This window comes from Stenotrophomonas sp. LM091, assembly GCF_001806305.1.
Lineage (GTDB): Bacteria > Pseudomonadota > Gammaproteobacteria > Xanthomonadales > Xanthomonadaceae > Stenotrophomonas > Stenotrophomonas bentonitica_A.
On record NZ_CP017483.1, the window covers coordinates 1,342,370 to 1,351,325 of the forward strand.

Below are 8,956 nucleotides of genomic sequence, written 5' to 3' on the forward strand. Positions count from 1 at the left end.
TTGGTCGTCACGCCGTCCACCGGCCGGCATCGGCGCTCAGCCGAACAGAAAACGGCCTTTCATCATCGCGAAGTGCCCCGGGAACGAGCAGAAGAACGTGTAGTCGCCGCCCTTGGCCAGCTTCGCGGTCGAGAAGGTGACGCTGGTGGTCTGCCCGCCCCCGATCACCGGGGTATGCGCCAGCACACGCGCATCGCCCTTGGGCAGGTAGCTGTCGGCCAGGGTCGTGCGCATGCCGGCCATCGCCACCGGCTGGTAATCCGCGGTGCGGGTCAGCACCCAGTTGTGGCCCATCGCGGTCGCGGCAAGCTTGCCGGTGTGGCGCAGGGTCAGCTTCACCTGGGTGCAGTCCGCCGCAACCTTGATCTCCTTCTGGCTGAAGCTCATCTGGTCGGTGCTGTCGATGGCGATCGCGCAGACGCGCGCATGGGCGGCCGGGGCCAGCATCAGGCCGGCAAGCAACACGGGGGCAAGCAGTTTCACGGCGATCTCCATCGAACAGTCCACGCGATTCTAGAGTCCGTGCCCACGCCCGGCCTGCGACGCGATGTCGCAGCGAGCGCCCCGACTGCGGTACGGTCAGCGTTGGACCCGGACAAGAGTGCGCGATGACCGATGCCGTGGAGGGGCTGCTGCTGGATTTCGATGGCGTGCTGGTGCGCCATGCGCGGCATTTGCGCGTGCGTCACCTGGCCGCCAGCACCGGCTGCAGCGTCGCACAGGTGCACGCCGCCCTGTTCGACAGCGGCCTGGAGCAGCAGCATGACGCCGGCCTGGACAGCACGCTGTACCTGCAACAGTTGGGCGCGGCGTTGGGCAGCACGGTGAGCATCACGCAGTGGCAGGACGCCCGCATCGCCGCGTCCATGCCACAGGCCGGGGTCATCGAACGCATCGAACAGGTTGCACGCCGCATGCCGATCGCGATCCTGACCAACAACGGCGCGCTGATGGTGGACACCATCCCGCGCATCCTGCCCACCCTGGCCGCAGCGCTGCGCGGGCGCATCCTGTGCAGCGGCGCGCTGGGCGCTCGCAAACCGGACCCGGCCGTATTCGTGCAGGCGATGGCGCTGTTGGGCGCACGCGCCGGGCGCACGTTGTTCGTCGATGACCTGTTCACCAACGTGCGCGGTGCGCGTCAGGCAGGATTGCGGGCGGAAACCGCCACCGACAGTCGCAGCATCGGCAAGGTGTTGAAGCGGTACGCCCTGGCGTAGAGCCGACCGTTGGTCGGCTGGGTTCGCCCAGAACAACAGCAGCCGACCAACGGTCGGCTCTACCGCTGTTGGTTATCGCGAGGCGATGAAGGATTGCACCGCCGCGCGCAGGCGCTTGAGGCCTTCGGCGATTTCTTCATCGGTGATGTTCAGCGACGGCACGAAACGCAGCACGTCCGGGCCGGCCTGCAGGGTTAGCAGGCCGTGCTCGGCGGCGTGGTCGAGGATGGGACCGGCCTGGCCGGCAAAATCCTTGTCCAGCACCGCGCCCAGCATCAGGCCGCGGCCGCGGACCTGGCTGAACACCTTGAACTCGTCGTTGATCCTGCCCAGCCCATCGCGCAGCGCCTGCGACTGACGGCTGACGTTGTGTGCGATCTCCGGCGAGGACAGCTTGCGCAGCGCCACGCGCGCGACGGCCGCGGCCAGCGGGTTGCCGCCGAAGGTGGTGCCGTGGGCACCGAACTGCATCACCTCGGCCACCTTCGGGCCGGCCAGCATCGCGCCGATCGGGAAGCCGCCGCCCAGCGCCTTGGCCAGGGTGACGATGTCCGGCTTGATGTTGTCCTGCCAATGCGCGAACAACGTGCCGGTACGGCCCATGCCCGCCTGGATCTCATCGAGCACCACCAGCGCGTTGTGCTGGTCGCACAGCTCGCGCAGGCGCTGCAGGAAGCCCGGCTTGGCCGGCATCACGCCACCCTCGCCCTGGATCGGCTCGAGCATCACCGCGGCCACATCGCCGGCGGCCATCGCGGTTTCCAGCTGGACCTCGTCGTTGAAGTCGACATAGCGGAAGCCACCGGGCAGAGGCTCGTAGCCTTCCTGGTACTTCGGCTGGGCGGTGGCGGTGACCGCGGCCAGCGTGCGGCCGTGGAAGCTGCCGCGGAAGGTCACGATCACGCGCTGGTGCGCCGGGCGGCCCAGCGAAGAGGCCCACTTGCGGACCAGCTTGATCGCCACCTCATTGGCTTCGGCGCCGGAGTTGCACAGGAACACGCGCTCGGCGAAGCGCGAGGCGGTGACCAGCTCCTCGGCCAGGCGCAGCGGCGGCTCGCTGTAGAACACGTTGCTGGTGTGCCAGAGCTTGCCGGCTTGCTCGATCAGCGCCGCCTTCAGGTCCGGATCGTTGTGGCCCAGGCCGCACACGGCGATGCCGGCGGCCAGATCGATGAACTCGCGGCCCTGGTTGTCCCAGACGCGCGCGCCCTGGCCGCGCTCGAGCACCACCTGGCGCGGTTTGTAGACCGGCAGGTAGTAATGCGACAGGGACAACAGCGGATCGGTGGCAGCGGCGGTCATGGCAGTAAGGGGCTCAGGAAAGATCCCATTCTCGCGCTTTGGGCCGGTGGGGCACAATGCGGCCCATGCGACCGTTCACCGCCCCTCAGCTCAACCCCGCCACCGAGACCGGCTGGCGCCGCCAGTGGTTCGACATCATCTACCGCCACGACACCCGGCCCTCGCGCAATTTCGACCTGCTGCTGGTCTACGCGATCATCGCCAGCGTGGTGGTGGTCATGTTCGACAGCGTGCAGCGCTTCCATGCGGCCTACGCCGACTGGCTGTACGTGCTGGAATGGGGCTTCACGATCGTATTCACCGCCGAGTACCTGCTGCGGCTGGTGGTGGTCAAACGCCCACTGCGCTACGCATTCAGCATCTGGGGCATCATCGATCTGGCCTCGATCCTGCCCACCTACCTGTCGCTGTTCATCCCCGGCGCGCAGAGCCTGCTGGTGGTGCGCGCGCTGCGCATCCTGCGGGTGTTCCGGATCCTCAAGCTGACCCGCTACATCGAAGAAAGCGGCGTGCTGATGGAATCGCTGTGGCGCAGCCGCCGCAAGGTGCTGCTGTTCCTGTTCACGGTGATCACCATCACCATCATCGCCGGCACGATGATGTACGTGATCGAAGGCCCCAACCACGGGTTCACCAGCATCCCCAGCAGCATGTACTGGGCGGTGGTGACCATGGCCACGGTGGGCTTCGGCGACATCGTGCCGCAGACCGTGCTCGGCCGCTTCGTCACCTCGGTGCTGATCCTGATCGGCTACAGCATCATCGCCGTGCCGACCGGCATCTACACCGCCGAACTGGCCAATACCATGCGCGATGCCGAGCATGCCGCGCGCCGTGATGCGCGCGGCTGCCCGCATTGCGCACTGGAAGGCCACGAACCGGACGCCGTGCATTGCCGCCATTGCGGCGAAAAACTGCCACCGGTCTTCAACGTCTGATGCTTGCGGCGGGCCGCCAGGCAGCCCGCCGCGCGATCACTCAACGCGCGCCGCTGGTCCGCGCCAGGCGGTTGCTCATGTCGACCAGGTCGTTGTAGCTGGCCAGCAAGGCTTCGGCCGAGCCCTGCGGGTTGCTGATCCGCCCACCGCTCTCCATCAGCATCTGCTCGCTGCGGGTATACGGCTTCTTTGACTCGACGCGCTCGATACGGCGGCCGGCATCGCGGGCCAGCGCATCGGCGGCGCGCTCCACGTGGCCCCACATCGCATCGCCCTTGCCGATCTTGTCATCCTGCGCCTGCTGCAGCAGCGCCTGGAACGCCGCGAGCTGGGTGCGTGCCACCGCCAGATCGGGCGTCTCGCTGTTGAGCAGCTGCGTGAGCTGCTTGCCATCACCGAGGATCTTGATCTGGTAGTACGCCATCGAGCGGCCTTCGGAAGCTTCAATCTCCTTGAGCTGTTCCGCACGTCGTTCGTCTTCGCGCTTTTCCAGCGCGGCATCCAGTGCGGTGCCTGCGTCGAAGAAGGCCATGTAGGCCTTCATCAGCGGGGCATGCTGGCTGCGCATCCCGGCATGGTCATCGCGCAGGTAGTCCTCGCGGCTGTAATAACGGTCGGCCTGCTCGATCAGCGCGTACAGGTCGACGAACGTCTTCTGGTAAGCGCTCGCCGCCGGATCCAGCTCGGGCTCGGCCGGCGTCATCGCCAGCGCGGCGACCATCGGGGCGTTGCACGCTTCCACGCGATGCGAGAGCACCGTGCCCGGCCCACGCACCTGCTTCTCATTGCCGGTCGGGCCAGCCTCCGGATCCTGCATCCAGCCGATGTACTGCTGGAAGCCTTCGTGGATCGGCTGTTCAACGGCGTTGAAGCAGGCGATGTAGGCGTTCACCTTTTCCACGCCCTGGGTATCGGCAACGCTGCCCGGGCCCTTGCTGCAGGCGCCGAGCAGGCTGATCAAGGCGATGGCGGCGGCGAGCGGTGCGGTCCGTGTGCGGAATGACATGCATGTGTCCATACGATTTGGGGCCCGCACCATAGCAGCCCGGCCTGTGCAGCGTTTGTCATCGCGCACGCGACGCGCACCGCGCACGCGTCAATCCAGGAACAGATCGGGCATCAACGGACGCGACGGATCGACGGCATAGCCACTCAGATCGGTAATGCCGGCCTGCGCCAACACCTCGTCATCGAGCAGGAACTGCCCACTGAAGCCGGCCGCCTCGCGGGTCAGCACTGCGTGTGCGGCATCGGCAAGGATGGCAGGCGTGCGGCAGCCGCCGATGTCCACGCCGGGAATCATGTTGATCGCGTCAGTGGCGATCACGGTACGCGGCCACAACGCATTGACCGCCACGCCCTGTGGGCCGAACTCCGCGGCCAGGCCAAGCGTGACGAAGCTCATGCCCATCTTCGCCAGCGTGTAGCCGGTATGCGGCGCCCACCACTTCGGGTCCAGGCTTGGCGGCGGCGCGAGGGTGAGAATGTGTGGATTGGGTGCCTGCAGCAGGTGCGGCAGGCAGGCCTGCGCGCACAGGAAGCTGCCGCGTGCGTTGACCTGTTGCATCAGGTCGAAACGTTTCATCGGCGTGTCCAGCGTGCCGCGCAGCCAGATCGCGCTCGCGTTGTTGACCAGGATGTCGATGCCACCGAAGGTATCCACGGTGGCGGCGACGGCCGCACGCACCTGGTCTTCCTCGCGGATGTCGCACTTCAGCGCCAGTCCCTGGCCGCCGGCGGCGGTGACCGCCTCCGCTGCGCTGTGGATGGTGCCGGGCAGCTTGGGGTTGGGCACCGAGGACTTGGCCGCGATGGCGATGTTGGCCCCGTCCCGTGCAGCACGCAGTGCGATGGCCAGGCCGATGCCGCGCGAGGCGCCGGTGATGAACAGAGTCTTGCCTTGCAGACTGGCCATGCGCGGATTCCTTCGATGCGATTGCAGTGAACCGGCATTATGCCGCCCCGGCGCACACACCGGATTCATGCGCCGCGTCGATACTGGGCGTTCACGTTCTGCATGGAATGAGCGACATGACGGCGATCCGCCTTCCCCTGACCGCGCTGGCGCTGGTACTGGCCATGGCTGCCTGCCAGCCCGCCGGCGACCCGTCCACCGCCCCTGTGCAGGCGGCGGCCACCGTTCCCGGTACGGCCGGCGGCACCTCCCCCTTCAGCGAAGCGGCGATCTGGGACGGCGAGGTGGACGCCTGCCGTGGCCAGGCGCCGGTTGCCGATGATTGCCTGTCCAAGGCGATGCAGGCGGCCAAGGCCAGCCCGCAGGCGATCGCCGCGGCCCATCAGCTGGGCGCGCAGGGGAATCCCGGCTACGTCAGCGCATGGCGCGAGCAGGACGGCGTGGGCATTGCCACCATCGAGTACCCGTTCCGTGCCAATACCAATGAAGGCACGCTGCTGGTCGACAGTGCCGGGCATACCGTGGATGTGGATGCGGATGTCCTGCCGGAGATGTCGCGCGCCGATGCAACGGTCAAACCCTTCCTTGATGCGCACCCGGACGCCTCACCGTTCGCCCCCGCCGAGGCCAGCGGCAGTGAAGCGCTGCCCAACGGCGGGCTGCGCCTGATCTACAGCACGCCGCTGCGCACCTGCCATGCCTGCGCGGACGAGGGCATGCTGCGGGTCGCCTACGAGTTCGACGCGCAACGCCGCTTCACCGGCAAGCAGATCCTCGACCTGCGCTGAGCGCCAGGCATCGGCCCCTGCTACGGCTTGGGGCCCTGCCCTTCGTTGTCTTCCCAGTGCAGGATCCTGCGGGTGACGAAGCGGTAGACCGGCTTGCCGGTGCGGAACCAGAGGTCACGCACCCACGAGGTGCGCTTGAGCAACCGCTTCTCCACCGGCGTCAGCGACGGCCGGCAGTACATGCGCTTGTGCTTGAGCAGGTGGCGCAGGTCCTCGCGGGCCAGCAGGCGCATCCAGCGTGAGCGCGGATTGCCGATCACCGCCAGCTGGAAATCGATCAGGGCCGGCGAGCCGTCTTCGCGCACCAGCCAGTTGGCTTCCTTGGCCAGGTCGTTGTGCGCGATGCCGTGGCGATGGACCTGCTGCAGCAGACGGCGCGCCGCACGGAAGTAGGCCACGTCGCCATGCGGCGGACGCTGGTACATCGCATCGCCGGCCATGAAGCTGCGGTCCAGCCAGCGCCCGTTCCAGCCCAGCAACCGCGGCGTGGCGGGCATCCCATCCAGATGCGCCAGCGCGCGCGCCTCGCGCCGGGCCAGCCACCATGCCGGCAGGCGCAGCCACCACGGGGTGGCCTCCAGATCACGGCGCACGAAGCGCTGGCCGTCCTGCTCCATCAGCAGGATGCGGCCGAAGCTGTCGGCTTTGAGGGCGGTCGGGGCGGGATCGGCAGGGCGTGTCATGGCGCCATTCTAGGCGGCTGATCGCGCTCATTCACTGTAGATGCCGCACATTGCCCGCCGCTGGCCGGCAGTCAGTCACTTTGCCCCCCTATAATCCTCCGATGGACTCGTCATGGATCGATGCCACGCTTGCGTGGATCTCAGCTCACCCCGTGCTTGCCGGTGCGGTCATTTTCCTCATTGCCTTCTGCGATGCGGTCATCGTGCTGGGCGCGATCGTGCCCGCGTTGCCGCTGCTGTTCGCCGTGGGTGTGTTCATCGGCCTGGGCCAGATCACCGGGCCGTACGCGGTGGCCTGCGCAGCGCTGGGCGCGTTTGCCGGCGACGGCATCAGCTACTGGGTAGGCCGGCGCTGGGGGGATCGCCTGCGGGGCTTCTGGCCCTTCAGCAAGTATCCGCAGCTGCTCGACCGCGGCGAGACGATGTTCCGCCGCAACGCGTTCAAGAGCATCCTGGTGGCGCGCTATGTCGGCGCGATCCGCCCGTTCGTGCCGGCCATCGCCGGCATGATGAAGATGCCGCTCTCGCGCTACTTCCAGGCCAGTGGCATCGCCAGCCTGTCCTGGGCGGTGCTGTTCCTGGCCCCCGGCTGGGTGCTCGGCGAGGCGTATGACGCGGTCGCCGCCGTTGCCGGCCGGCTGGTGATGGTGCTGGGCCTGCTCGGCGTGATCATGGGCCTGGTCTGGGCGATCGTGCTGTACGGCTACCGCTGGTCGGCCTCGCGCATGGACAGCTGGCTGGCCATGCTGTTGAACTGGTCGCAGCGCCATCCAACGCTGGGCCGTTACTCGGTGGCGGTGTTCGATCCCCAGCGGCGTGAATCGGTGCCGCTGGCGATGCTGGCGGTGATGCTGCTGCTGCTTGGCTGGGGCTGGTTCGCCCTGTTGATGGCGGTGGTCGCCCATGGCGAACCGCTGCGGGTCGATCTGGCCGTGCACCACGCCATGCTGGCCCTGCGCAATCCGCTGGCCGATTACCCGATGGCCGCGCTGGCCTCGCTGGGCGCCTGGCAGGTCCTGTTGCCGGCCACGGCCGCCGGCATGGGCTACCTGGTCTGGCGCCGGCGCTGGATGGCGGCCGGTCACTGGCTGGCCGCGCTGGCCTTCGGCCTGGCCCTGTGCAAGCTGCTCGGCGCAACCGTGGATGTGGTCCGGCCGCCGGATGCGAGCAGCGGCTTCGGCTTCCCGTCGGTCTCGGTAACGATGGCCACGATCACCTTCGGCTTCTTCGCCGTGCTGATCGCGCGCGAACTGCCCGGCCGCACCCGCGTGTGGCCCTACCTGCTGTCGGGCATCATCGTCAGCCTGATCGGCTTCGCCCGCATCTACCTCGGCGCCCATTGGCTGAGCGATGTGATCGGCGGCATGCTGTTCGGCCTGTTCTGGCTGCTGGTGCTCGGCATCGCGTACCGCCGCCGCTTCAACCGCTCGTTCTGGGTCAAGCCGGTGGCGTGGCTGTTCTACGGTACCTTCGCCGTGGCCGCGCTCTGGTACGCCCCGCGCAACATCCCGGTGAAACTGGCGCGCTTCGAACCGGCGCAGCCGAGCCCGGCGCCGCTGGATGCACAGGCCTGGTGGACGACCGAGTGGCAGCACCTGCCCTCGCGCCGCAATGAATTCGATGACGACCAGCGCTGGCCGCTGGATGTGCAGGTGGCCGGCCCGCTGGCACCGCTGCAGCGCCGCCTGGAGAGCCAGGGCTGGCGCGTACAGCCGCAGGCCGGCTGGGAGCAGGCGCTGTTGATGCTCGACAAGTCATCGGACAAGGACAAGGTGCCGGTCCTGCCAGCCACCCTGGACACGCAGGTCGAATCGCTGCTGATGCTGCGGGCCGGCAATGCCCCCAACGAGATGTTCGCATTGCGCCTGTGGCCGGCGCCGGCGCGTCTGTCAGCGCCGGTGGATGAGCCGTTGTGGCTCGGCAGTGCGCAGACCCTGCACTACCAGCAGCACTTCAATCTGATCGGGATGTGGCGCCCGATGCGTGGCATCGACCCCTCGCTCAATGCGGTGCGCCAGGCACTGGATGGCCTGCCACAGCAGGTCGACACCCATCCGGATACGCAGATGCCGGTGCTGCGGGTGCGCATGCCCGCGGCCGAGTGAGGCAG

9 protein-coding genes are annotated in these 8,956 nt (G+C 67.8%); 4 read left to right on the top strand and 5 right to left on the bottom strand.

The features are described from left to right. Positions 1-36: 36 nt before the first annotated feature. The gene (gene azu, locus BIZ42_RS05925) at positions 37-495 is read right to left on the bottom strand and encodes an azurin (RefSeq protein WP_070425842.1); all 459 of its coding nucleotides are present in this window, start codon (positions 493-495) and stop codon (positions 37-39) included. 113 nt (positions 496-608) lie between these two features. On the opposite strand from azu, the gene BIZ42_RS05930 reads away from it, so the two are divergent. Then, the gene (locus tag BIZ42_RS05930; protein ID WP_070425843.1) at positions 609-1,220 is read left to right on the top strand and encodes an HAD-IA family hydrolase; all 612 of its coding nucleotides are present in this window, start codon (positions 609-611) and stop codon (positions 1,218-1,220) included. Between the two features lie 72 nt (positions 1,221-1,292). Here BIZ42_RS05930 and BIZ42_RS05935 read toward each other — a convergent pair whose 3' ends face one another. Continuing rightward, complete coding sequence (locus BIZ42_RS05935; RefSeq protein WP_070425844.1) at positions 1,293-2,522, bottom strand: acetylornithine transaminase; 1,230 nt, start codon at positions 2,520-2,522, stop codon at positions 1,293-1,295. A 65-nt stretch (positions 2,523-2,587) separates the two neighbouring features. Here BIZ42_RS05935 and BIZ42_RS05940 point away from each other — a divergent pair, with 65 nt between their 5' ends. Further along, complete coding sequence (locus tag BIZ42_RS05940) at positions 2,588-3,460, top strand: ion transporter (protein ID WP_070425845.1); 873 nt, start codon at positions 2,588-2,590, stop codon at positions 3,458-3,460. A gap of 40 nt (positions 3,461-3,500) precedes the next feature. Here the strand turns inward: BIZ42_RS05940 and BIZ42_RS05945 are convergent, their stop codons facing one another. Next, a complete protein-coding gene (locus BIZ42_RS05945) occupies positions 3,501-4,466 on the bottom strand; it encodes a YiiG family protein (RefSeq protein WP_070425846.1) in 966 nt (321 codons plus the stop codon). Positions 4,467-4,556: 90 nt separating this feature from the next. Beyond that, positions 4,557-5,375, bottom strand: coding sequence for an NAD(P)-dependent oxidoreductase (locus BIZ42_RS05950; RefSeq protein WP_070425847.1), 819 nt, complete (start codon positions 5,373-5,375; stop codon positions 4,557-4,559). Positions 5,376-5,491: 116 nt separating this feature from the next. Between BIZ42_RS05950 and BIZ42_RS05955 the strand changes: the two genes are divergently transcribed. Beyond that, a complete protein-coding gene (locus BIZ42_RS05955) occupies positions 5,492-6,163 on the top strand; it encodes a hypothetical protein (protein WP_070425848.1) in 672 nt (223 codons plus the stop codon). Between the two features lie 20 nt (positions 6,164-6,183). Here BIZ42_RS05955 and BIZ42_RS05960 read toward each other — a convergent pair whose 3' ends face one another. After that, positions 6,184-6,846, bottom strand: coding sequence for a phosphotransferase (locus tag BIZ42_RS05960; protein ID WP_070425849.1), 663 nt, complete (start codon positions 6,844-6,846; stop codon positions 6,184-6,186). Positions 6,847-6,947: 101 nt separating this feature from the next. Between BIZ42_RS05960 and BIZ42_RS05965 the strand changes: the two genes are divergently transcribed. Then, positions 6,948-8,951 (top strand): bifunctional DedA family/phosphatase PAP2 family protein, encoded by a 2,004-nt coding sequence (locus BIZ42_RS05965; protein WP_070425850.1) that lies wholly within the window; start codon positions 6,948-6,950, stop codon positions 8,949-8,951. Positions 8,952-8,956: the final 5 nt, after the last annotated feature.

Excerpts from the sequence above, each read along its gene's own strand:
- BIZ42_RS05940 (WP_070425845.1), top strand. The coding sequence starts at position 2,588 with ATGCGACCGTTCACCGCCCCTCAGCTCAACCCCGCCACCGAGACCGGC.
- BIZ42_RS05955 (WP_070425848.1), top strand. The coding sequence starts at position 5,492 with ATGACGGCGATCCGCCTTCCCCTGACCGCGCTGGCGCTGGTACTGGCC.
- azu (WP_070425842.1), bottom strand. The coding sequence starts at position 495 with ATGGAGATCGCCGTGAAACTGCTTGCCCCCGTGTTGCTTGCCGGCCTG.
- BIZ42_RS05960 (WP_070425849.1), bottom strand. The coding sequence starts at position 6,846 with ATGACACGCCCTGCCGATCCCGCCCCGACCGCCCTCAAAGCCGACAGC.
- BIZ42_RS05945 (WP_070425846.1), bottom strand. The coding sequence starts at position 4,466 with ATGTCATTCCGCACACGGACCGCACCGCTCGCCGCCGCCATCGCCTTG.
- BIZ42_RS05950 (WP_070425847.1), bottom strand. The coding sequence starts at position 5,375 with ATGGCCAGTCTGCAAGGCAAGACTCTGTTCATCACCGGCGCCTCGCGC.
- BIZ42_RS05935 (WP_070425844.1), bottom strand. The coding sequence starts at position 2,522 with ATGACCGCCGCTGCCACCGATCCGCTGTTGTCCCTGTCGCATTACTAC.
- BIZ42_RS05930 (WP_070425843.1), top strand. The coding sequence starts at position 609 with ATGACCGATGCCGTGGAGGGGCTGCTGCTGGATTTCGATGGCGTGCTG.
- BIZ42_RS05965 (WP_070425850.1), top strand. The coding sequence starts at position 6,948 with ATGGACTCGTCATGGATCGATGCCACGCTTGCGTGGATCTCAGCTCAC.